Genomic DNA, 19,633 nt, shown 5'->3' on the forward strand with positions numbered 1-19,633 from the left:
GTCGATGGATGATATAGTAGATGTTATTTAATATATGGATCTTGACAGTGACTTGGTAGAGTGCAACCTACAGCGTTCCATCGTTCGCCTGTACTTACCGCGTGTTTCACGAGTAGTTCCGCAGAATGGGACCGTGCCACTATCTAATCGACCTCGTCGACAGCGCTTCGACGATCACTACGCCGAATCTCGCGACGCCTGTCCCGACTGTGGCGTCTGGCCGACCGACAATGAGTCCTGTTCGTGTACGGCGACGCTCTGGGCTCGAGACATGCCGATTGATGGGATCGGTCGCAACGGAGGTGTGGTGTGCTAAACCGATGACTGACGACTATCGCAGTTCGTGGATCCGCAGCGGCCGAGAGTGGGACTGCCTATCGTGGAACCTTCCGCGGGAAACCAGCGCATGTGACCACACAGCCGCTCCGATGCTTTTGCTCCGACGAGTGATACGAGAGCGCTCAGAGCGGCAATGACGAGGAGGAAAAGGAGGAGACGTACGACTGTCTCATGGTCATGGACGGGCCGGGCGTTGAGGGTCACCAGGGGATCTGGTTTGGTCGCGAAACTAACCCGTGGGAACAATTCGATGAAGACGGCAGCACTAGAGTTAGTGCCGAACCAGTCCAGCATATCCCGCTTCCGTGGCCGATAGAACGCGAGGAGATCAAGGAGTTCCTCAACCAAGACGATCGCGGGCTGGACTACCTCGAGCAGTTCACGCTCGAGAGAACAGAGGGTGAGCCGGATGTCTAAGGGGGGGATATCCAGTACTTTGAGTCACTCCAGAAGAGTACGGTCTCGGTTACTGGTTGCACCAGCCGATCAACAGTCAATCCGATCTATTAGTACTACCCTGAGTGTTTAACCTTCCAGAGAGCCAACAGACAATTGACTGATGGAACGCCCGACTCGTCAGAAAGAGCGTGATGATGAGACAGAGCGCGAACCAACTGAACAAGAGGACGTTCAGACCTGCCCTGAATGTGACTCAAGTACACTCATTAGAAGTCCAGATGAGAGCGAAGTGAGCTGCGAGGACTGTGGGTTGATTCTTGAAGAAGAGGCCATCGATCACGGCCCGGAATGGCGCGCATTCAATAACTCGGAACGGGAGAGCAAATCTCGAGTTGGAGCGCCGATGACCCAGACGATGCACGATAAGGGGCTAACCACCACGATCGACTGGAAAAATAAAGACGCCTATGGGCGGTCCCTCTCTGCAGAAAAGAAGAGTCAGATGAATCGGCTGCGGAAATGGCAAACGCGGATTCGAACGAAGGATGCTGGCGAACGAAATCTTCAGTTTGCGCTTTCTGAAACCGACCGGATGGCCTCTTCGTTAGGTGTCCCTCGATCTGTTCGGGAGGTCGCTAGCGTCCTCTACCGACGTGCCCTTAGCGAGGACCTCATTCGCGGACGCTCAATTGAGGGCGTTGCCACGAGTACACTGTATGCAGCCTGTCGTATGGAGGGGATTCCGCGGTCACTGGACGAAGTCGCGGCTGTCTCACGCGTTGAACGCATGGAGATTGGTCGCACGTATCGGTATCTCTCCAAGGAACTTAATCTTGAGATGGAGCCTGTTGACCCGAAAAAATACGTGCCCCGATTCTGTTCTGAGCTTGACTTATCCGAAGAAGTACAGGCAAAGTCAAATGAAATCATTGATACGACAGCTGAAAAAGGGATGTTGTCAGGAAAATCACCGACTGGATATGCCGCGGCTGCGATCTACGCGAGCGCACTCCTTTGTAATGAGAAAAAGACACAAAAGGAAGTTTCCAATGTTGCTCAAGTAACCGAGGTTACCATTCGAAACCGGTATCAAGAACAAATCGGTGCAATGGGACTTGGTGACTAGGAGGGCGTCATAGAACGATTCTTAGAGGGCTGTTTTCCTTCCGATTTCAGTAAACCAACCGATACGTAGGTGTGCAAATATTTTTCCGGGCGACCGAGCGACAGCGAGGGAGCGCAGAGCAAAATGTTTATTAAAAGCACTCCTCCCTCCCCTACGGGTCGGTCGTCGGCCCGCTCGCTCACTCTGTTCGATCGCGGTGAGTGCAGTCGAATACGCCGGGAGCGCGGCGCTGCGATTGATGGACTTTCGGAGGACGATCGATGAGTAGCGACCGACTCTCCGGTACTCAAGAAGGCCGCCCTCGTGAAAGACTTCGGCGACGATCGCGAATGGTTTGATATTGGTGGAGATCGGATCTGTCGGACTTGAGGAATAAGATAATTCTCACTAACCAGCTCGTACTCCCAAAATCCGAATAGCCCCCAGCCCGGCGAGAGCGTCTGGCAACGACTACCGCCGGACGGGATGATCGAACAGACTGTCGCGCATACCTTGGACGCGACACCCGGGGCTACCATGGCAGGTGTTATCAACTTCGTGGCCCGGACACACGGCGTTTGAAAACCACTCGCCGAAAGATGCTGGGGGTACGGCGAGTGGGTCGCGTGTGGGGGTGACGCGACAGGTGGTAGAAGGCACGCTAGCCTGTTGAGTCCAACGCCAACAGATATTGGTGGGTGGTCGGTAGGAAAGCTCAACCAGCGGAAGGTCCGACGGCGGGAGGGGTAGCCCGCCGCCGGACAGGGTTGAGAAGTTCGGACAACTGGTGGCAGGTGGGTGCCTATCGGTTTGCGTCGCGTGTGGGAATACGCGACATGAGGTATATTCTCTTGGACCCATATTAACCCCACTCCGATTCCAAGCAACTTGGAATCGACGCTAGTCACCATAACGGCTATCAGGTGCTAGTCGAAAGCCAGAGCTGGCCATCGCGTCTGCCGTTCGTTCGGAGGTTGGTCTGTTGTCCCCTGCGAGGCCGACCGTCACGGTGGCAGTCCTTCGAGTACCGTGTCGAATACAGGATACAGTCCCCTCTAGTCCTGTCACGTGTCATTCCAAGCAGTACAGAATTATACCAGAGATTGTGACTTCCAAGTGTAGAGGCCCCACTGCCGCCGATCCTGTCGCAGTCCCCGGAACTAATCCCAATATCATCCGAAAAGGGATAGTCTCTATACTCGAGAGAAAAAGGAACGGATCGATACAACTCTTCCACAGAGCAAACAAGGCCATCTCATATTCTCGAGATGGGACGTATCCAGCTGTCCGTAGCAGACGACGCAACGCCTTTCCTCTCCGCTCCCGTAGCCACGATCACCGGTTCAACCGGCTGCTAAATACCAGCTTCAACTGGGACGGCTCTGCTGCCTGTGATTCCTACACTCCCTCGAGTAGCGACGTTGCCTGCCGTAGTGAACCAATTGAGCCGCCTGTACTTACCGCAGAGGGTGCCAAACCTATCATGTTCTAAGGATTTCAGTAGAGCCTCTCGATTGTACCACTTGGGTTCTCTGTAGCCCTCTGTGCTTCCGACGCGATCGACCGTGGTGTTGCTCACCCGCTCAGAGGAGTGGAGGGAGCGTGTACAATCAATACGCGCTCTCCAAGATGATCATCATGTCACTCCTAGACGGATACGAACACACGTTCGACGAAGACGTCCCCCTCTCTCGACAGTTGCCCGTCAGAGACAGGGACAGCGAGGAACAGATACTGCCCTACGACCGCCACAGTGCGGACGGTACCGCCGAGGAGGGACGATTCTTACCATGATGGTCGAGATCCCATATCACGTGTCTATGACCTCCTCGAGAAATATTGAACATCCGTCGAGAGGGGAGGACATTCAGCGAAGGTGGCCGAACAGCTTGTAGTCGGGAGTGTACCGGCGGAACAGCAGGCTGTTCGACAGCACCGACACGCTCGAGAACGCCATCGCGACGGCAGCAAGCATGGGCTGGAGCAGGCCGGGTGAGGCCAGTAGGATCATCGCCGTGTTGTACCCCAGCGCCCACACGAGATTCTGCTTGATCTTCACGAGCGTCGCATCCGAGATGCGGATCGCCTTCACGATGTCCACCGGATCGTCACGCATTAGGATGATGTCCGCAGCCTCGATGGCGACGTCTGTTCCCGAGACGATGGCCGTGCCGACGTAGGCGACCGCGAGCGCCGGCGCGTCCCGGCCCATACAATCTCCGGGGCTGAGTTCGGATCGTTTCTTGACAAGGAATTACAGTGGGACAAAAACGGCACCTTCGACAGTTCACATGTGTCGAGCGTCCGATCCGCGTGGACAGCGCGTGAGCGCGGGACGTGGTGGCTCGATGATTCGTTCGATTACCGACTCAGAAAGATCCAAATCTTTCTCGACTGGCGCGACGATGGCGACGACCTAATCGAATAGTAACCAATTTGGGAGAAAAACCTTACAATTAGACACGCGCACCCATCGCCCGATGTACGACGCAATCCACCGACATCGACTAACCGCAGATTCTAACGCACATGTCCGCATCAAACGATCAACCCGACGAGCGATAGCGGGTTCTTCTCAGCCTCCGCCGCGGACGACGTGACCGTACTTCAACAGTCCGACAAACACGCCGCCGCCGATCGCGTTCCCAAGCGTAGAGAGGGTGAGAAACGCGATGTAATCCGCGAGCGTGACCGTCGGTGAGAGAAATAGACCGAACAGTACCTCCACATTCCCCGCAATGGAGTAGGGGAGGTGGAGGATGCCGATCGACGCGGTGACGAGCCACACGAATAGGACACGGCCTGCCATTCCCTGTGCGGCCGTCACCAGCCAGGCCACCAGCCCCATCAGCCAGCCCGCAAAGATACCAGCGACGAACAGCCATTCGAGATCATGGTTGACGAGCTTGTGCGCGATCGATACGAATGCTTCCGGTGATGCGACACCGAAATTCGGCATCAATGTAACGACGAGCAGCGTGAATAGCGTATCCCCGACGACGTTGCTGATGTAGATTACTCCCCAAAGACGAGCCAGTCCACGGGCCGTCGCTCGACCAGCGAGCACCGGCATCACCGCGATAGTCGTATGTTCAGTGAACAGTTCCGATCGTCCGAGGATGACGAAGATGAAGCCAATGGAGTACGCGCTCGCCAGTAGTAACTCCGTTCCGAGATCACCGTACCCTCCCTGTGAGAGCGTCAACATCACCGCCATTAACAATGGTCCGAACCCAATGTCGAGACCGGCCGAGAATCCTGACAGTGCGAGCCCCGTTGTTTCGCGGCGTATCTCGTGTTCTCCGCTCTGATAAGCGATTTAAGAATCTCCGGCGTCGGGGTCTGTTCGGTGACGATTGATCCGTCAGCGGACGAGTCCTCGTCCGGCCCTGGTTCACTCTCGCTCACGGACGTTCCCCCGACCATGCATCGTTCTCACTCGATCGTCCCAGGCGAAGGTCATGTGTAAATACTGATTACTCATCCGGGAGATTCTGTTGCCTTCACATTCACCCCTTCTTTCGACTCGTTGACCTGACCGCGAGATCGCGCTGGAGAGATATGAATTGTCTAGTGATGGGGTCTGGAGACGAACCGCAAAACCCCGAACGATCGGTATTTGTGCCGATGAGAGTAATCGTATTGCGTCGCCTAATCGGCCACAAACGGACTCCGAGTTCAGCGACAAACGAGTAGCGCACTAATCCCCCACAATGTAAGAACACGACGACATCCCGTCGAACTGCGGCTACATCGAGATGGGTGAAAAACGAGCTGAGGATGACGATAAATAGAGGCTCAATCCATTGGACGTCGGGTCCCCCCGCCTCCAACCGTCCCACCACCGATTCTGCCTCCAGTTCCACCCTACTACCCCTGCCCGGGATCTTGAGTACAGTTTGACAATCAACCACACTCCATTCAACACAACTCTAATGAGAGACTTCATTCACAGAGTCGCAACGCTGTTCGCCAGCCTGTCGGTCGTTATGGCCGGCGGTATGGCAGCGTTCGCGGGCTCGGCAGCGGCAGACGTTACAAGCACTGGCGACCTTGCAGGCGACAGGACGGACACCGTCACCAGCTTCAACGCGAGCGCAGACGAGGACCGAACGATCACCTACGAGACGACGGCGACGACGGACTCGAACGACAACTTCGAAGAGCTGTCGATCGAACTAACCTACGACGGAAACACCTACGCCGAGTATGGTATCGACGACGCCGAGATCGAATCGGCGGGCACGACCGACGACGTACTCGAGGTCGTCAGGATCAAGGGCGTTGGACATACGAGACAGTCGAGACTCGAGAGGCGTAATTCCATCGGCGAAAGGGGAAAACGCGAATACCGAGGTTCTCTGATGTCCCTTTTTGGCCGGCCGCCACAACCGACCGTGTGGGACATCTCTGTCGCGTGGGATAGTGGCCCGGGCCGATATCAGCGGGTGAGAAACTACATATACTCCGAGAACGGCTGCGAATTGGCAAGTTCGAACAGCGGCACAACGTCGGTCGTCGCGTAATGTTCGAGCATTCGATTCATCTCTCGAAACGTCTTCGTCTCCGTCGCACCGGCCTTGAGTATGTTGTTCAGATGTGCGTCACCATAATCGCAGCGGTCGACGTAGATATCGTTCGGATCCTTTCGACAGTACTCGGCGAGCGCTTTCACGCCACCGTCGAGTCGTGTCTGCATGATATCGATCATATACAGATACAAGATACACACAATTTATCCACATAATCAGTTCAGATACAGTGTTCGGTGTTGTGACCCGGATCCGTGATTTGGCTTTCAGAAAGCAGCCGTCACCGTGACAGTCGGCCTCGAAGGGGGCAACAGAGCAACCTCAGAGCAACCTCCGACCGACAGACATGACGGCCAGCCTTGGCTTTCGGCTAGCGCTTGATAGCTATTGTAGTGACAGGCTAGCGACGGTCCAATCCCTGTAGGCACCGAATTCAACAGGATAGCGGTCCTTGGTCTGTATGTCGCGTTCCAACCGCGCGACACAATCCGACCCCATACCCCGCGAGCGGGCGTTTTTCCTGACTCGTGCCGCTCGCGGTGTTTTCGAGACACACCGGATTTCGAGTGTAACACCCCTCGTTCCGAGTGAAAATCAGTCAGTTAGTCGTCGGTCTGAAAGAGTCGGTCGTCGAACGTCCCGTTTGGTGGGTGGCGTGCCTGGACCGGCTGGTCGGCGTCGATCGCTGCGTTGAGCGGCGTGAGACAGTAGGGGTGGCGAAGTACCGACCAGTCCTCGCGGTCGAATACGACCTCGATATCGTCTGGGTGGGCTTGGCACTCTGGACAGTAGAGATTCGTGTACTTGCCGTCGGGGATTTGGCTACTCATCGGTCGGTCACCTCGAGCGTGCAACTCCGATCGTCTCCCATATGGATCCATTCGCGGTCGTCACCAAAACCTTTCACAAGCGTCGGTTGCTTGCCACAGACAAGGCACTCGGTCGTGACGTGCTCACCGCGAGTGAATACGTCCGTTCCGTGTTTCGTCGTGAATAAAATCTGTACTCGAACTTTCAGAGTAGTATCAGAGCCTTCTCTACTTTCACTGTGGTTGGATCACCTATATGGGAAAGCCACTCTAAGGAATGCACTGGAGAACGTGAACAAAATGGGGGTCACGTTTTCCATACGCCCTGTCACCAAAACACGTTCTCTAATACCCCATAAGAATTTGCTGGAATACACACCAGAACAAGGCTAATTTCTATGTTTAACTGGAAATGCATCTTCGGACAAAGCCAACACCAAACTTTGTTTGAATGCCGCCGCTGCGGGAAAACAGTGGAGTCTGATGCTGAGGTCTGCCCAGAGTGTGGTGCAGATGATATTGTCCGCTATGAATTTTGATGCATCTGTTTCACGTTTAGATAGAGGTATATTCGTGGAGGGTTGGTCCGCCTAATTGTAGACACAGGCCGTCCCCCTTGAATCAGGTAGTTAGCAGTAAGGTTGCCACCCCATGACGTGATTTGGACGATGTGTATCGCCCTCGACTGGATTTTGGCCCAACACCCGCCGCCGTTTCCAGCGATGATCCGTGTCTCCCGTTTCCTGGGCTATGATATTTGAGATTGACATCCTCCCGCGCCTGAAGACGCGGGAATCCCACGGCACTGTACCGCTGAATTGGGATATCGGTGACGTTGTGAACACGAACGCGAATTGCCTAGCGATACAGCTTATCGATCGCAGTGTCTCGGTTACGCGAGTCGTCACTCTACCGGACGGTCGTGAAATTATCGCCAACCATGTCAGTGCATACAGCAAGACGTTCGACGGCGTTATCGTTACCGGTGAGATCGGTGGTACCCCCGACGACGTGACGATAGAGGCAGTTGCAGACGCGTTCGACCACGAACTGATCATTTCGGAACTGGTCCGATCACCGGTCGAACAGCGAGTGGCCGAAATCGAAGCACGACTTCCAGATCAGGAGTTCAACGTGGACACTGAGGCTGAGGCCGCACTCCCGGAACGGAGCCGTCCGTTATTGAACGACGCGGGCCTCTCACCGGGCTGTATTCTCGAGAACGGCTATGTCCTGCCGGGGATTCCCGATGAACTGAAAGCTATGTTCGCGGCCGTAGCTGACGAGTTTACTGGAGAACTCCGTTCCACTCACCTCTATACCGTCGAACCAGAGGCAAACATCGTTCGGGCGCTCGAGGAGGCAATGGAGTGATTCGAGGTCACGGTCGGTTGCTATCCCGATCGTGAAGCGAAGCACAATCGACTGAAGATTACGGCAACGGACGCCGCCAGTGACTGGCTGTTGTACACCACCGACGCGAGCAAAACACCCGTCTCGCGCGACTCTAGCAGCGACAACACACCCGACTCGGTATAAACGGATAGAAATCGTTCTACCGCCTGAAATCTGCTGTATACATCCTCTGAATGTCGATGAACGTCCATACATTTTATATAATTGGCAAACGTACCATTATATGGTATGTCAAATAACCGAAAGACACATAGAGAAAACAATGGGCAGCAAGATCTTAATCAAGATAATGAAAAGCAACAGGTCAACTTTAGAGTTAATGATGCAAAGAAGATAGGATGGGAGTCGTTTGTCGAGAAAAGCGATTATGCAACCCTCTCGCACTTCCTCAGAACGGCAGCCGAAAAAGAGATAGCTCAAGCAGAGGCCAATGATGGCGAACCCCAATCTCCGTATCAACAAGACGATTCATCAGAGGAGATTCTCGAGAAGCTGAGTGGGATTACCACCAAACTCAGTTCGATGGATCGGCGGCTTTCAGCTATCGAAGCTAACCGCTATGGTGATGATGACCTTGACGAGTTGGTTACTCGCGTCTATCAGCAACTACCTACCTCGATCCACGATATCCACAAAGCAGAGGCGAAGAAGCTGGAGGGGAAGCCTGGAAATACTGGTTCGGTTGAAGATCTGGCTCAACATCTGGACGCAGACGAATCCGCTGTCGAGATGGCTGTCCAACGATTGCGGAATACGACTCACTCAATCTGTCAAACAGAGAGTGAGGACGAGATCGTTCACTACTACAAACGAGAGTGAGCACAATGATAGCTTCTGAAGACACCTTCATCGAAGAGTGCAAAGAGCGCCGATTAGCAGCGTCTACGATTGAGTCCCATACGACGGCCCTCACCCTCTATTCTCAGTGGCTCGATACCACTGAACTGGAAGCTGAAACGGTCACAGGGACTAATCTGAGAGAGTTCGTTGTGTGGCTCAAGCACAACTGGGAACAGCCCTACAACGAGATCAGGAATACCGTGTTCTGGAGTCTCACAAGATACTACGGCTATCTGGCGGAGGAAGGGAGGGTCACTACCAACCCATGCGAGAACGTCGATGTCGTAGAGTGTCTCGTTCTTGATGAGGCAACGAAATTCCTCAGGCGAGTGCGAGCAACAAAAGCAAAGACGACGATTCAAACGAGAGAATATGGACTCATCCTCTTCTCAGAGTGGCTTGAACGGGATCCCCAGAGCGAATTGGTTGAGGTGGAACCGCTCGATCTCGAGGATTACGCGATCTACCTCACTGGCAAAGGCTACTCGAATGGAACGGTCATAGATAGGTACTCGACAGTCTCGACCTTGCTGACCTTTCTTCATGAAAAAGAGAAAAGCCTAGACGAAAATCCAGCAGACGATGTGAACCTGGACAAAGCAGACATCGTCGATTACAAACAACCCTCTCGGAAGAGCGAGGAGTTGAAAGAGGAGATTTTCTACATCACATCGGAGCAAAAAGACCTGCTCTTGGAAAACGTACCTAGCCCGACAATCAGAAATGAACTGATGATAGAATTGATGTGGCAGACAGGGATGCGCAGACAAGAGGTCGTGGATCTCAGGATAAGCGATTTGAATAGAGACGAGGGCTACATCGACGTAAGAGGTAAAAACGGGAAGAACCGGACTGTCTTCTATCAATCAGATCTCAGTGATCGGTTGAATATCTGGCTTGATGGCGGCCTCCGAAATAGCTCGATGTACGCCGAAGAGTCACCCTATATATTCCTGACTGAGCAAAGTGAACAACTCCACCCTCAGCAGATCAATCGTACCGTGCTCCAGGCTGCGGAAGCAGCTGGAATTCAGGAGACGATGTATATAGACGCAAATGGAAATCCTCGGCATAAGATCACTCCTCACGGCCTTCGACATGGCTTCGCTGTTCAATCACTCAAGAACGGAATGGACATTAAGAACTTAGCTGACATCATGGGTCATAATTCTCTCGACACGACGAAAGAATATCTCCGGTTCACGAAGGAAGACCTGAAACGGGCCTATCGAAAGTTCGGGCCTGGTGGCACCGCCGAGTCATAATTATGTGATCTTGCGCCGAGCACCTACACAATAGAGAACCATCTGTGTCGGCACAGTCTGGAACTCATCTCAACTACTCTTAAAAAATTTGATTGTTTTGGTGTGGTTCTGAAAGTATTGAATCGGCTATACAACGCGTAATTCAGCCGATTCTCGAGGTTACTACCTATGAAAGTCCAAAAGAATTGCTTAGCCGATAGTATAGCGACCCACACACGCAGTATGTGGGCCAAGCCAGGAGAATTACTCGTATCGAGTCGTACAGACATGGGGGAATGAATGATGAACGACATTACTTGTGGGTTGTGTGGCGAGCCGTGGGGGTTCTACTATCTCTGTAACGAGATGTCGATGGGAAAACGCGAGAAGTTATTACATGGAAAGGGCTGTCCGATCTGTTCGTGGGGTGAGAGCGACCGAGCAACCGGCGAATATCAGGTCAAACGAGTCAGATCAATCTCGAGAAATACCGATCTTGATCCAACGAGGTATTCGCTATGAGCTGCCGCTGTCAACTCCGGTTCACTGAAGAAGAATCGGAATACGCTTCTCAGGTTTTCCGTCATTCCTATGGAAATCCTGAAAACGTCCTCTCGAATCTCGATCACCTCAAACGACTCTTGCAGGTAACAATGGCAAAGAGGACTGCAGCATATACGGCTGCTCAATTCGTCTTCGTAGACAAGCTTTGGTCGTTGGAACAGTCCTTCAGAGACAAGAGTGGGAGTTACAACGAATCGCCGAAATCGGTTGCTGAAGTCCTCAAGGTTGACTCTTGGAAGGAGTGTTCGCCAACTCCATCCTATCTTCTCGGCCACGGCGTAGAAGACCCAGCAAGCGGGATCCACGGAGATGAGGATTTCCTCTACGTGGTGGAGGTCTCAGACACGAAGTACTTAGATTGGCGAGTCAAGATAGCAGGACGCGATGATTTCCCTCGGGATTCTCGAGAGGAGACAGAACGAGCATTTGAACTCGCAGACTGGCGGTTTGAGGGCACGCTTGAAGAGGGACTTGCGAAGGTAGAGGGGAAACGATGAGAAAAGCAGAGCCACCAGATGATCTTCCTGAAGGATGGGAAGTTACCACATACAAATTCTCCGGGAACTTCAAGCTGATCGCTCGATTCGATCACGAAGAGTCGGGAGCGGAAGTGAGAGTGAATCCGTACAAGACTTACGAACAGCCGGGCTTTGCTAACGCTCACCGGGTGATTCTGATTGATCCATGTGAAGGGGTCAAAGAGATTGCTGTCGGGATGGATGTAGAGCGTGGGGAAGAAGCTGAACAAATTGCAAGAAAGGTGATGAACCAGTTCTAATAGAATAGAGGGTGGCCTAAGGTATACCTTCTGTTCCCTATCTTGCTTAGTAAGCGTCCTATAGCAACCGCGGAAGTCAGCCGAGATCAAGTTGAAGAAAAACGGACTGCCATGTCCGGTGTAGAGTACGGTGTATTCTATCCCCGGCGTTGTGATTTTGCCTCCCGAATAATTGCGCCATCTCGAAGTTTATCGGGACACTGTGGACAGACCCGTGGTTCATCAACGCCATCCGGAGTGAACACACGAGCATATTGTACAGTAACATGAGTGCCGCAATTTTGACATTCAGGCATCTCCTTTCATCTCTGGTTCGGTAGCCTTTGGGATATATTGATCATTTCTACTTTACAGCAGACCTAAGTCTTGAAGCTTTGAGGCAATATTCTGAATAACGTCTTTTGCTTCATCGATTTCCGTGCCTCCAGTGATTATGATTTTCCCGCTCCCAAAGAGGAGAGCTACCGCATCTAAATCCTCGCCACGGTAAACCAATCCAGGGAATTGCTCTGGCTCATACTCAATATGTTCTAACCCAAGCCCGATAGCAGCCCCGTTCAAGTTCAATGTACCCCCTAGATCTCCGCTAGTCACAATATTCTGAACGATGATCTCGGGATCATCTGATATCTCGATCCCTAGCTCTTGGAGTTGTTCGAAGGTTATGGAAATAGCGGAGTTCACATCATCGACTGAGGATGCTCCGGTACAGACCAATTTTCCAGAGCGGAAAATCAGAGATGCGGCTTTTGGGTTCTGTGTTCTGTAGACTAAGCCGGGGAATTGCTCTGGATTATAGTCTACTCCGTTAAGATCGTTTGATAATGCTTCTAAGTTGAGTTCTTGGTCAATACTAGTAGAAGCAACCACATTCTCTGTAGAGAGGGTATCTATCAGATCTGTCATCGGTAGATAGACTAGAGGTTGTAGATGGGTTATAAATTCCGGAGGCGGCTACGCAACTACCGTAGAAATCGTAGAAGCAGCTTGTAGGGCGTGTAGAGAGAGGCTTATAGGATGTATGTGGCGAGTTACGATTAGCTGCTTGACCGATGAGAGTATTTGAGTACCTGCCAATGCACGATTTGACGGGATTCCAGCGAGATCTGTTGTACGTGATTGCTGGCACTGACCAGCCATCTGGCCAAGATGTGAAGGATGAGGTTGAGACATACTATAGTACGGATATTAACCATGGGCGGCTGTATCCGAACTTGGATATCCTTGTCAACAAAGAACTTGTCGAGAAAGGCCAGCTGGATCGTCGGACTAACTTCTATGAGATTACTGATGATGGGGCGGAGTTGATCAGTGAGCGCCTTGAGTGGGAGGAGGAGTATCTCTAAAATATTCTACGGAGAAGTCGTCTCTGTTTTCATAGGTGCTGTTAAGCAAGTTACATAGGATACTATGTGGTATGGTTGGTTTAGAATCGGCGTCAGTCTCACCAGGTCTGAAGATCCACGGTAAGGAGTTGGTCAATGGTTAAAGCAGAGGGGTAGTGAGCTACCGAAGAGAGATTAGGTTGAGATGGGCGTGTGGTGATCCGCAGGAAACTCGAGAATGTGAAGGCCGCGTTCTTGCATAAATCTCGTAAGCCGGCTGTGGTATAAAATATTGAGTCTTGTACTAGGATCTCCCGTGAGGTGCAGTTAGTGGATCGGGAGTGAGGGTTTGATGAGGGGATTGTTTGAGATATGTTCGGAGCTTGCAGGTGTTTGTTCTAATTGGGTGATTGGGATGGATGGATTAGTTCGGAGATGTATCTGGTTGAGTTGGAGGATGAGTACCGAGCGTTAATCAGTTAAGGAGGGTGTCATAGTACAGCTCTCACACCTACTATGTAGGCACCCTGATTCGATAAGTATAGGTGAAGCACATCTTGCTCAGTATAGCCAAGCAATTCCCAGACTGCGCGTCAGTAGCGGAAGGGAACGTTGCATGCAGACAACTCGTTTATCTCGTCAACGTTATCTTGTTATACTACGAGTCTCTTTCTCGAAGTCGATTCCGATGACTCAGCCAACTGAAGGTGAGACGAGAACATTTGAGCGAACGTTTACAGTTAAAGATGTGCAGCAGTTTGCAGAACTCACTGGTGACGATCAACCCCGTCATACCGAGCCGGATGAAGACGGACAGGTGATGGTGCAGGGATTATTGACCGCGACTCTGCCGACGAAACTGGGTAGCGACAACGAAGTGTTAGCCAGTACGATGGAATTCAACTTTCATCAGCCGGTCTACACTGGCGAACCAATCACGTGTCGATCAACGTTTGACACAGTTAAGGAACGAGATGACCGTTACGAATTCACGTCAGACGTTGTTTGTGAGAACGCGGATGATGAGACTGTGTTGACCTCGGCAACTAACGGAATTATTTGGAAAGACGAGTAACTCGATTAACGGATATACGTGCGTGTAGTGAACGGATAGTTCGGTCCAAATTGAGCGAAAGGAACGCTATGCGAAGTGTTCTATGGCTCCCTCTTGCTGTTGAAAAACCAGCTGGCTACTCTTCGTCTGTTATTTCGATTGTCCCATCCTTGGCGACTGTAACGACTTTGTCGTCAATTGTAAACGTGACAACTAATCCTTCAGATCCGGTCTCAAGGAGTGAATTAAGCGCATCAGGATCCACATGGTCATTCAGCGTGAAGTCAACCTCGGTCGGATCTCTGCCATCTTGCTCAGCAATGGTTTCAACAATTTGGATGCTATTAGGAGTATTTGAGAAGGTCTCTGCTTCGTGTTCCGTCATCTGTATAGTATTACGCTTAGGCTAGCCTAAGATAGTTGTTCCGATATATTATTTTTGCCTGAAAGATATTTCTACTGGCGATAGCTGTTCGCCTGAGAGTTCGGTCAGGATCTCGTCTGGCACCTCCGAAATTGTTCCGTCTACCGAAAATTCTATAGAATCACCATATACAGTGACATCAATATTAGATAGTTCGATGGCGGCTTCGTCTTCTACATTTATTCGCACTACCATACTGTGCCATCATGTGACATGATATAAGTAAATGCCGAAAGCCGTGTCGAGTGTTTACTTGTTAAAATCCGAAGGCATCTGATGAATGAACCGAAACTCTCTAAGCCGCCCAATTAGAAGGGAATGATAGCATACCTCGTGACCCATACTACAGAGAAAACTGCACTTGGGGAATTGCCACCCAGCGCAAAACTGGTGTATAGAGTCCTCAAATACGAAGACGAACTCACCCAAAAACAACTTGTAGAGGAGACGCTTTTAGCGGCTCGAACTGTCCGATATGCTATCGCAAGACTCGAGGAAGAGGGGGTGATAGTGCAGAGAATGAGCTTTCAAGATGCCCGTCAGAAGCTATATTCACTATCAGAGTAATCTCCCTCATCTCTTAACAGAGTACCCGCTTAGTGCGTTAGTCCAAATCGACTGTTTCGTACACCGTATCAATAATTTCTTGATAGGAGTATTCGCCTTCTGGATCGAGTGCAAAAATCACTCCAGAATTTTCTCCGGTTGTTATCGTAATGTCAGCCTTTTTCTCGAAGACTCGGATTGTTACATATAGTCTCTCGTCATGTAGATCCTCGTGCGCAGGTTGGCTGATTGTCTCGAGTAGGGCATTTTTGAGGATGGCTTCAACCTCGTCTTCTGTGTACTCGTCACGCATCTCGTCACAAAGATAGATCGCTCCATAATCGTCTGGTGTATAATACCCAAGTGCTTTCAGATCAGGCCCGACAATACGATCCAAGACGTTGTGAATCTCAGTGGCAAGTTCTTTCATGGACACTCTCTCACCTCAATACATCCCTCAGTAATCGTGATTTCGTACTGATCTACAGAAAATGAGACACTGATATCGGTTTTTCCATTTCCGAATAGCTTGTCTAACGCCTCAAGATCAGCACTGTGGTTAATTGGGTCTAATGTTAGTGGATCTTTTCCAGAGCATGCTGCTAATGACCGGATGACAACCATACTTGGTCGCTCCGTTGACTCATTCCAATGACTCTGATGTACGTTTCCTTCCGTGCTTTCATTATTTTTATCATGTTCGTTGCTGTTATCTTCGGGAACCATTTCACCAGTACACCAACTCGCTCTCTTTCTAAATAGGCAGATTCCCTATTTACAGGGTATAAGTGAGGGTGCTTTCAATGAGTTGTCTCGTCCCTCGCCGAAGCCGATGTGAAACAGCGCGTGAGGTGATCCCTATCATCTCACCAAGTTCCTCTTGGGAAACCTCTCGAGGCTCCTCGTAATATCCCTCTTCGTAGGCCATTGTCAACGTTTCTCTCTGTTTCCGTGTAAGGCTTAAATGGCGTCCTTCAGTACGTTCTTCTAAATCATAGATCCGCTGCAGCTGAACCCGTATTCCGAGTTCAGCAAACGATTGTTGAAAGTCAGTAATATCTTCCCTGTCTTCCGCACGCAGTCGAAAGAACCAGCCATCAGTCGTCCCCTTACCTTCGAGTATTACTGAATTGCATTCCTTGAGGATATCAATAAAATCTACATCAGGATGCCAGTCCGCGCTGTATAGCGCGCCATTTTGAACTTCTTTAAGCAGACACATATTCTGTATCTCAGGTACTTGTTCCGCAATTTCCTGAAAGCCCTCTCCATCTCCTCCCCATACCCAGAAAAAGGGTAACGCAGATTCATTAGTCGGTACAATGCGCTCTAACTCGATCTCCACATCAGGGAGTGAGTCGAAAATTTGCTTGCCAGGTAGTCCAGCAAGTGGGATTGTGAACTCAGCAATAACACTCATGAGTTAACATTTATAGTGAAAGTCAATTTATTAGTACTGATATGCAGACCAATGGGTAACGTAGGTTCCAACAGGGCACAGTCCGCAAGATAGATGCCTCCCAAATTATTGTATAAGTCCGATCCATTGAACCCACGTATATTGCTCATAATACTGTTCGTTTTTTCGATGTTATACCACCTGTTCGTTATCGAAACGCGCCCACACGCCGATGTCGGTCCACACAGGACAACGTGTGGGGTCGAGTCGAACCCCGAACGATCAATTTGGATGGGGGTTATTTTTCCAGAAAAATCCATGAGTCATATACGAAAGATTATTAATCGATCTCTCGGAGATGAATTTCACCGCTACCTTTTACGGCAACCTCGTAACCATGATAGGAAAAAGTCACTCGTCCTTTCTCTGCATGAAACAATTTATCTAGCGCTTCTGGATCAACACTATTGTAGAGCGGTGGATAGATATTTGTCCGTTCTCGATCTTCAACAGCAGCTACTGCACGAATGATTGCATGACAGTACGTTTCGTCTTTTTTCTTTTCGGTTGTGTAGCTCATGGGATATGAACGAGTTATTTCCGGTTGGCATCAAGCCCTATTGATCTATCGAAGAGATATTGGAGTGATGTAACTGTTTCTGCGTTGTGGGCTGTAGGGTCCAAATGATAGTACGCAATAGCCTTAGTATTCTGTACTCTGCCTACGAGAACATGGAGAAACCTGAACGCCAGTTTGAAACCTACAGACTGAACGAGCGGTGTTAGTGAGTGAAAACATACCTTCACCGTCTCGTTATCCCAATGCGAGAGGTAGCCGCTTACAGCGGTACCGAGGCCAGTTAAATCCTCAGACTCTACCGTTGTAATACCCTCGCCCTTGACGTCTACTGTGGAGAATTGTAACGACGCTGACCGTGTTAATTCTCCGGCAGTGACGATACCTATATTTATTGGTAGTATTCCTTCCAGATCTTGCCAGTTATTAACAATCTGCTTCGACGATTGGTTGTAGGCCACGATCACGATAGGGGTCTCTCCGAATGAATACGAATCTATATTCAGACACGGCATGGCCTTAGATTCGCTCAATGGGGACAGTACCAATGTGTTCGTCCCTGTTTCCGGTTCATCCCCCTCTGTTGTTGTGCGCCCATGGTTTCTCAAATTTCTCCTTGTCCTGCGGTCCCCATGCTCGATTAGCCCCTGCATTTGAGCATTATCTTCCCCGTTCCCATATAGGCTCGGGGTTTAGCAGTGTAGGTTGTAACCAACACTGTTCAAAGTAGCATTTCAGCATAAGGAACGGCACTACCAAGAATGGCGTAGCGTAGTATGGGAAATGATACAGACGACTATTTTGTTGAGAAGCATTCAGATGAGGACTTACTTGCGTTCATTGAGCAGGAAGAGGTCGTGACCACGAAGGAAGTCTCAGAGCATTTTGACTACCATCTCCAAACAGTTCGGAGGCGACTGAAAAAGCTTGAAGAAGAAGGGAGGCTCAATATGAAAGACGTTGGCAAGCGCTTTGTGTGGTGGATTCCACGAGCGGTAGAATCAAACACTTGAGTCCAGTGGTCCACGCAACGCAGATGGAAATTTTAGATAATCTCCTTTGCTTGTATAGCGCCAAAGTTGAACGACACCGAGATCGATACCTCATCGAAGTTCCAAAGAATAAACTCCAGAAAGGCGATATCAATCAATATGATATGAATACTTACAAAATGGCGCGGTATAGAACGGGTCACATGTCTTTGGACTCCATAGTGAACGGTCAGTACTGGTGAGGCAATTATCGTAGCCACCGTCTTTTATCTGCCTCAGATTTGACTGACTCCGACATTCAATATCTGGCTAGATTCAACTCTGAACGCTGTTCGGTGTTCCTCTCTGGTTGTCTTGTGATTCACTCTCCGAATCATCAGCCGATTCACTTCCGGACTTGTTTTTCGACCTGCCTTCGGCAAGGGTTTGCACAGGCCCTGCTAGGAATACTGCCCACATTGTCCAAGCGGTCAATTTCATAACTGAATCCTGTGAAATAGTGTTAGTCTGTGTCAGTGTGAATAGTGCCGTCACGTAAATTATGAGAAAGATATTGTGTCAATTCCGCGGCGAGACTAGGTTGGTGATGAAGCCCCAGACATCAGAGAGCGCCATTATTTGACGAAAATGTTACCATGGGTCAAAAGACTTTCATTTTTCGATGAGCCGACGGGCTACTTCCCGTGGCAAGGAGAGTAAGTACGCATGTGACTTGGCCGAATTCGATTTTTGTCGCACCGACTATTTCGCCGGTCAATACCGCCTCTGCATAGGTATTACTGTGCGGATATTTCCGACTCGTCTTAGAGTGAATAGGCTATTCAGTCCGCACGCATAGTTACCGAATCTGGTTGCTCAGTTCTACATCTCATTCTGAGCGAAAATATCGTACTACTAACTACTGTTATCGAGGTCGAACGGATGCTCGACTAGTCGAGCCGGTCGTGCCGTCGGCGTCGACGACGATCTCCGAGCGCAGTTTCCCCAGATCGGCGTCCAGCAGGCTTCGTCGATATTAATCCGCCTCAATGGTGTCCCTAGTTCAGATTTACTCTCACGGACATGACGGTTCTGCAACTCCTGCTAGGCTTTGTCCAGTCCAAGATTCTTCGTCACTGAGATCGCGGCGAAAACAACCAACGGGAGAAGGACCCCGAGGCCGATGACATTCGCAACGATGCCAACGTATGGAAACTGTGGTATCAATTGGGAAATATCGATAAAGTGACGGATAGTTTGACGTAGTGCAAGATAAAGGAGCACTCCAATTGCAACGCCTTCAATCGCAAA

The 19,633-nt window shown here is 50.6% G+C and carries 23 protein-coding genes and 3 pseudogenes; 14 read left to right on the plus strand and 12 right to left on the minus strand.

The features are described 5' to 3' along the window. Positions 1-510: 510 nt before the first annotated feature. The 3 genes from HYG81_RS39835 (at position 511) to HYG81_RS39845 (ending at position 3,637) form a co-directional block, all read left to right on the plus strand. Positions 511-756 (plus strand): hypothetical protein, encoded by a 246-nt coding sequence (locus HYG81_RS39835; RefSeq protein WP_226777670.1) that lies wholly within the window; start codon positions 511-513, stop codon positions 754-756. 142 nt (positions 757-898) lie between these two features. Beyond that, a complete protein-coding gene (locus HYG81_RS39840) occupies positions 899-1,864 on the plus strand; it encodes a transcription initiation factor IIB (RefSeq protein ID WP_226777671.1) in 966 nt (321 codons plus the stop codon). A 1,617-nt stretch (positions 1,865-3,481) separates the two neighbouring features. Continuing rightward, a complete protein-coding gene (locus HYG81_RS39845) occupies positions 3,482-3,637 on the plus strand; it encodes a hypothetical protein (RefSeq protein ID WP_226777672.1) in 156 nt (51 codons plus the stop codon). Positions 3,638-3,710: 73 nt separating this feature from the next. Here the strand turns inward: HYG81_RS39845 and HYG81_RS39850 are convergent. Both HYG81_RS39850 and HYG81_RS39855 read right to left on the minus strand, forming a co-directional pair. Continuing rightward, a pseudogene (locus tag HYG81_RS39850) lies at positions 3,711-4,049 on the minus strand (heavy metal translocating P-type ATPase); the annotation flags it as partial. 369 nt (positions 4,050-4,418) lie between these two features. Continuing rightward, positions 4,419-5,269: pseudogene (locus HYG81_RS39855) on the minus strand (formate/nitrite transporter family protein). A 509-nt stretch (positions 5,270-5,778) separates the two neighbouring features. Between HYG81_RS39855 and HYG81_RS39860 the strand changes: the two are divergent. Beyond that, positions 5,779-6,369: a hypothetical protein gene (locus HYG81_RS39860; protein WP_226777673.1), complete on the plus strand. Its 591-nt coding sequence runs from the start codon at positions 5,779-5,781 to the stop codon at positions 6,367-6,369. Positions 6,370-6,977: 608 nt separating this feature from the next. On the opposite strand, the gene HYG81_RS39865 is transcribed toward HYG81_RS39860, so the two are convergent. Continuing rightward, a complete protein-coding gene (locus HYG81_RS39865; RefSeq protein ID WP_226777674.1) occupies positions 6,978-7,205 on the minus strand; it encodes a hypothetical protein in 228 nt (75 codons plus the stop codon). Positions 7,206-7,582: 377 nt separating this feature from the next. Between HYG81_RS39865 and HYG81_RS45595 the strand changes: the two genes are divergently transcribed. The 6 genes and pseudogenes from HYG81_RS45595 to HYG81_RS39890 all read left to right on the plus strand — a co-directional run bounded on the left by HYG81_RS45595 (position 7,583) and on the right by HYG81_RS39890 (position 12,026). After that, positions 7,583-7,723: a zinc ribbon domain-containing protein gene (locus HYG81_RS45595; protein ID WP_340674442.1), complete on the plus strand. Its 141-nt coding sequence runs from the start codon at positions 7,583-7,585 to the stop codon at positions 7,721-7,723. Positions 7,724-7,997: 274 nt separating this feature from the next. Then, positions 7,998-8,723: pseudogene (locus tag HYG81_RS39870) on the plus strand (competence/damage-inducible protein A). A gap of 105 nt (positions 8,724-8,828) precedes the next feature. Further along, complete coding sequence (locus HYG81_RS39875) at positions 8,829-9,419, plus strand: hypothetical protein (protein WP_226777675.1); 591 nt, start codon at positions 8,829-8,831, stop codon at positions 9,417-9,419. Positions 9,420-9,424: 5 nt separating this feature from the next. Further along, a complete protein-coding gene (locus HYG81_RS39880; RefSeq protein ID WP_226777676.1) occupies positions 9,425-10,705 on the plus strand; it encodes a tyrosine-type recombinase/integrase in 1,281 nt (426 codons plus the stop codon). Between the two features lie 497 nt (positions 10,706-11,202). Beyond that, a complete protein-coding gene (locus tag HYG81_RS39885) occupies positions 11,203-11,745 on the plus strand; it encodes a hypothetical protein (RefSeq protein ID WP_226777677.1) in 543 nt (180 codons plus the stop codon). After that, positions 11,742-12,026 (plus strand): hypothetical protein, encoded by a 285-nt coding sequence (locus HYG81_RS39890; RefSeq protein WP_226777678.1) that lies wholly within the window; start codon positions 11,742-11,744, stop codon positions 12,024-12,026. The genes HYG81_RS39885 and HYG81_RS39890 overlap by 4 nt, the downstream gene beginning before the upstream one ends. Positions 12,027-12,163: 137 nt before the next feature. Here the strand turns inward: HYG81_RS39890 and HYG81_RS45875 are convergent, their stop codons facing one another. Next, positions 12,164-12,322, minus strand: a complete 159-nt coding sequence (locus HYG81_RS45875; RefSeq protein WP_425607556.1) for a DUF7563 family protein — start codon at positions 12,320-12,322, stop codon at positions 12,164-12,166. A gap of 52 nt (positions 12,323-12,374) precedes the next feature. Continuing rightward, positions 12,375-12,932 (minus strand): TATA-box-binding protein, encoded by a 558-nt coding sequence (locus HYG81_RS39895; RefSeq protein WP_226777679.1) that lies wholly within the window; start codon positions 12,930-12,932, stop codon positions 12,375-12,377. 170 nt (positions 12,933-13,102) lie between these two features. On the opposite strand from HYG81_RS39895, the gene HYG81_RS39900 reads away from it, so the two are divergent. Continuing rightward, positions 13,103-13,372 carry a PadR family transcriptional regulator gene (locus HYG81_RS39900; RefSeq protein WP_226777975.1) on the plus strand — a complete coding sequence of 90 codons (270 nt, stop codon included), beginning with the start codon at positions 13,103-13,105 and terminating at the stop codon, positions 13,370-13,372. Between the two features lie 667 nt (positions 13,373-14,039). Further along, a complete protein-coding gene (locus HYG81_RS39905) occupies positions 14,040-14,426 on the plus strand; it encodes a MaoC family dehydratase (protein WP_226777680.1) in 387 nt (128 codons plus the stop codon). A gap of 115 nt (positions 14,427-14,541) precedes the next feature. Here the strand turns inward: HYG81_RS39905 and HYG81_RS39910 are convergent, their stop codons facing one another. Together HYG81_RS39910 and HYG81_RS39915 are read right to left on the minus strand one after the other, a co-directional pair. Continuing rightward, a complete protein-coding gene (locus HYG81_RS39910; protein ID WP_226777681.1) occupies positions 14,542-14,790 on the minus strand; it encodes a HalOD1 output domain-containing protein in 249 nt (82 codons plus the stop codon). Positions 14,791-14,838: 48 nt separating this feature from the next. Then, positions 14,839-15,024 (minus strand): hypothetical protein, encoded by a 186-nt coding sequence (locus HYG81_RS39915; protein WP_226777682.1) that lies wholly within the window; start codon positions 15,022-15,024, stop codon positions 14,839-14,841. A gap of 123 nt (positions 15,025-15,147) precedes the next feature. On the opposite strand from HYG81_RS39915, the gene HYG81_RS39920 reads away from it, so the two are divergent. Next, entirely contained in the window at positions 15,148-15,396 is a 249-nt protein-coding gene (locus tag HYG81_RS39920; RefSeq protein ID WP_226777683.1) for a MarR family transcriptional regulator, read from the plus strand. Between the two features lie 37 nt (positions 15,397-15,433). Here HYG81_RS39920 and HYG81_RS39925 read toward each other — a convergent pair whose 3' ends face one another. From HYG81_RS39925 to HYG81_RS39945, 5 genes are all read right to left on the minus strand, one after another. After that, positions 15,434-15,805 carry a DUF7522 family protein gene (locus HYG81_RS39925; RefSeq protein WP_226777684.1) on the minus strand — a complete coding sequence of 124 codons (372 nt, stop codon included), beginning with the start codon at positions 15,803-15,805 and terminating at the stop codon, positions 15,434-15,436. Further along, positions 15,802-16,101, minus strand: coding sequence for a HalOD1 output domain-containing protein (locus tag HYG81_RS39930; RefSeq protein WP_226777685.1), 300 nt, complete (start codon positions 16,099-16,101; stop codon positions 15,802-15,804). Before HYG81_RS39930 ends, HYG81_RS39925 begins: the two co-directional genes overlap by 4 nt. Before the next feature lie 49 nt (positions 16,102-16,150). Continuing rightward, entirely contained in the window at positions 16,151-16,795 is a 645-nt protein-coding gene (locus HYG81_RS39935; RefSeq protein WP_226777686.1) for a helix-turn-helix domain-containing protein, read from the minus strand. Positions 16,796-17,114: 319 nt separating this feature from the next. Beyond that, entirely contained in the window at positions 17,115-17,354 is a 240-nt protein-coding gene (locus tag HYG81_RS39940) for a HalOD1 output domain-containing protein (protein WP_226777687.1), read from the minus strand. Positions 17,355-17,368: 14 nt separating this feature from the next. Then, entirely contained in the window at positions 17,369-18,004 is a 636-nt protein-coding gene (locus HYG81_RS39945; RefSeq protein WP_226777688.1) for a DUF7504 family protein, read from the minus strand. 123 nt (positions 18,005-18,127) lie between these two features. On the opposite strand from HYG81_RS39945, the gene HYG81_RS39950 reads away from it, so the two are divergent. Next, entirely contained in the window at positions 18,128-18,364 is a 237-nt protein-coding gene (locus HYG81_RS39950; RefSeq protein ID WP_226777689.1) for a DeoR family transcriptional regulator, read from the plus strand. Positions 18,365-19,633 lie beyond the last annotated feature (1,269 nt).

The sequence above is a fragment of the Natrinema zhouii genome (assembly GCF_013456555.2).
In the GTDB taxonomy this organism is placed as follows: Archaea; Halobacteriota; Halobacteria; order Halobacteriales; family Natrialbaceae; genus Natrinema; species Natrinema zhouii.

What these genes read in the sequence shown, in the direction of transcription:
- HYG81_RS39860 (WP_226777673.1), top strand. Translation starts at nt 5,779, where the DNA reads ATGAGAGACTTCATTCACAGAGTCGCAACGCTGTTCGCCAGCCTGTCG.
- HYG81_RS39950 (WP_226777689.1), top strand. Translation starts at nt 18,128, where the DNA reads ATGGGAAATGATACAGACGACTATTTTGTTGAGAAGCATTCAGATGAG.
- HYG81_RS39905 (WP_226777680.1), top strand. Translation starts at nt 14,040, where the DNA reads ATGACTCAGCCAACTGAAGGTGAGACGAGAACATTTGAGCGAACGTTT.
- HYG81_RS39840 (WP_226777671.1), top strand. Translation starts at nt 899, where the DNA reads ATGGAACGCCCGACTCGTCAGAAAGAGCGTGATGATGAGACAGAGCGC.
- HYG81_RS45875 (WP_425607556.1), bottom strand. Translation starts at nt 12,322, where the DNA reads ATGCCTGAATGTCAAAATTGCGGCACTCATGTTACTGTACAATATGCT.
- HYG81_RS39875 (WP_226777675.1), top strand. Translation starts at nt 8,829, where the DNA reads ATGTCAAATAACCGAAAGACACATAGAGAAAACAATGGGCAGCAAGAT.
- HYG81_RS39940 (WP_226777687.1), bottom strand. Translation starts at nt 17,354, where the DNA reads ATGAGCTACACAACCGAAAAGAAAAAAGACGAAACGTACTGTCATGCA.
- HYG81_RS39915 (WP_226777682.1), bottom strand. Translation starts at nt 15,024, where the DNA reads ATGGTAGTGCGAATAAATGTAGAAGACGAAGCCGCCATCGAACTATCT.
- HYG81_RS39885 (WP_226777677.1), top strand. Translation starts at nt 11,203, where the DNA reads ATGAGCTGCCGCTGTCAACTCCGGTTCACTGAAGAAGAATCGGAATAC.
- HYG81_RS39930 (WP_226777685.1), bottom strand. Translation starts at nt 16,101, where the DNA reads ATGGTTCCCGAAGATAACAGCAACGAACATGATAAAAATAATGAAAGC.
- HYG81_RS39900 (WP_226777975.1), top strand. Translation starts at nt 13,103, where the DNA reads ATGCACGATTTGACGGGATTCCAGCGAGATCTGTTGTACGTGATTGCT.
- HYG81_RS39925 (WP_226777684.1), bottom strand. Translation starts at nt 15,805, where the DNA reads ATGAAAGAACTTGCCACTGAGATTCACAACGTCTTGGATCGTATTGTC.
- HYG81_RS39865 (WP_226777674.1), bottom strand. Translation starts at nt 7,205, where the DNA reads ATGAGTAGCCAAATCCCCGACGGCAAGTACACGAATCTCTACTGTCCA.
- HYG81_RS39895 (WP_226777679.1), bottom strand. Translation starts at nt 12,932, where the DNA reads ATGACAGATCTGATAGATACCCTCTCTACAGAGAATGTGGTTGCTTCT.
- HYG81_RS39845 (WP_226777672.1), top strand. Translation starts at nt 3,482, where the DNA reads ATGTCACTCCTAGACGGATACGAACACACGTTCGACGAAGACGTCCCC.
- HYG81_RS39920 (WP_226777683.1), top strand. Translation starts at nt 15,148, where the DNA reads ATGATAGCATACCTCGTGACCCATACTACAGAGAAAACTGCACTTGGG.
- HYG81_RS39890 (WP_226777678.1), top strand. Translation starts at nt 11,742, where the DNA reads ATGAGAAAAGCAGAGCCACCAGATGATCTTCCTGAAGGATGGGAAGTT.
- HYG81_RS39945 (WP_226777688.1), bottom strand. Translation starts at nt 18,004, where the DNA reads ATGCAGGGGCTAATCGAGCATGGGGACCGCAGGACAAGGAGAAATTTG.
- HYG81_RS45595 (WP_340674442.1), top strand. Translation starts at nt 7,583, where the DNA reads ATGTTTAACTGGAAATGCATCTTCGGACAAAGCCAACACCAAACTTTG.
- HYG81_RS39880 (WP_226777676.1), top strand. Translation starts at nt 9,425, where the DNA reads ATGATAGCTTCTGAAGACACCTTCATCGAAGAGTGCAAAGAGCGCCGA.
- HYG81_RS39910 (WP_226777681.1), bottom strand. Translation starts at nt 14,790, where the DNA reads ATGACGGAACACGAAGCAGAGACCTTCTCAAATACTCCTAATAGCATC.
- HYG81_RS39935 (WP_226777686.1), bottom strand. Translation starts at nt 16,795, where the DNA reads ATGAGTGTTATTGCTGAGTTCACAATCCCACTTGCTGGACTACCTGGC.
- HYG81_RS39835 (WP_226777670.1), top strand. Translation starts at nt 511, where the DNA reads ATGGTCATGGACGGGCCGGGCGTTGAGGGTCACCAGGGGATCTGGTTT.